This is a genomic window from Pelosinus baikalensis (assembly GCF_020819555.1).
Taxonomy (GTDB): Bacteria; Bacillota; Negativicutes; order DSM-13327; family DSM-13327; genus Pelosinus; species Pelosinus baikalensis.
Genome location: NZ_JAJHJB010000116.1, coordinates 1 through 1,215, shown reverse-complemented (window position 1 = coordinate 1,215; position 1,215 = coordinate 1). Strand labels below are relative to the sequence as shown.

Annotated in this window: 2 protein-coding genes; both read left to right on the top strand. The window is 44.1% G+C overall.

Annotation, left to right across the window (positions count from 1 at the left end):
* The coding region (locus LMF89_RS25345) for a DNA-methyltransferase (RefSeq protein ID WP_229537584.1) at positions 1-893 on the top strand (893 nt) is incomplete at its 5' end.
* Between the two features lie 72 nt (positions 894-965).
* Positions 966-1,215 (top strand): hypothetical protein (locus LMF89_RS25340; RefSeq protein ID WP_229537583.1); only part of this gene is annotated, 250 nt, incomplete at its 3' end.

Genomic DNA, 1,215 nt, shown 5'->3' with positions numbered 1-1,215 from the left:
CTGCTGAGATTAAGGAGCCAATCAATAAGCCAGGTGATATTTGGCAGCTTGGCCGCCATCGGCTTATGTGTGGTGATGCGACTCTTATTTCTGATGTGGAAAGGTTGATGGATGGTAGGTTGGCATCGATGGTATTTACGGATCCACCTTATAATGTCGCTTACGAGGGCGGGACAGTAGATAAACTGACTATTAAGAATGATAATATGTCAGCTGATAAGTTTAATCAATTCTTACATGATGCATTCACATCTATGTTTATTGCGACAGAGCCGGGTGGTGCTATCTATATTTGTCATGCTGATTCCGAGGGGGCGAATTTCCGCGGTGCATTACAGGATGCAGGCTGGCTTTTAAAGCAGTGTCTGGTCTGGGCAAAAAATCAATTTGTAATAGGCAGGCAGGATTATCAGTGGCAGCATGAACCTATCCTTTATGGATGGAAGCCTGGTGCAGCTCATCGGTTTTATGGTGGCCGTAAACAAGGGACTGTATTTGAAGAAGCAGCGCCAATCATCGTCAGAGAAGACAATGAGGGGGCGCTGCTTACTTTTACGGCTGGTATTCAGATGGTGACTATACGAGTTCCGTCCTTTGAGATATTGAAGTCAGGTGATGATAGCTTATCCACTGTGTGGCGCTTTGAAAAGCCTCTACGAAATGGTGAGCATCCAACTATGAAGCCAATCGGGCTGTGTGCCCGAGCTATACAGAATAGCAGCCGGTCAGGTGATATTATAGCTGATTTCTTCGGTGGATCCGGAAGTACGTTAATGGCGGCTGAGCAGACTGAGAGAAGTTGTTATATAGCTGAGATTGATCCTATCTATTGTGATGTTATTATTAGACGATGGGAAGCTTTCACAGGATTAAAAGCAACTTTAATTATATAAAAGATAGAGGGTGGACGCGCTAACGTCCACCCCTTTTCTGGGCACTCCCAGCAGGAGATAGTAGGCTACACTGTGGCCACAGATCTTCTCCAACTACTATCTCGTATCCATTTTAAAGCATGGATGGGGGTGCCGGCAATCGACAAAACGAACAAATGTTCGATTAGAAATAAGAATAGCTTGCTAATTCAGCATCATGCTTCGATTTGCGAAGGAATTCAAGATTCCAAAGTAAAGTACCGTAAAATTGTTCAGGCAGGCATCGCTAAGTGGGTGAGTGATTTTCAAAAGGGTAATATCGAGATTAACAGTGTAGATGATT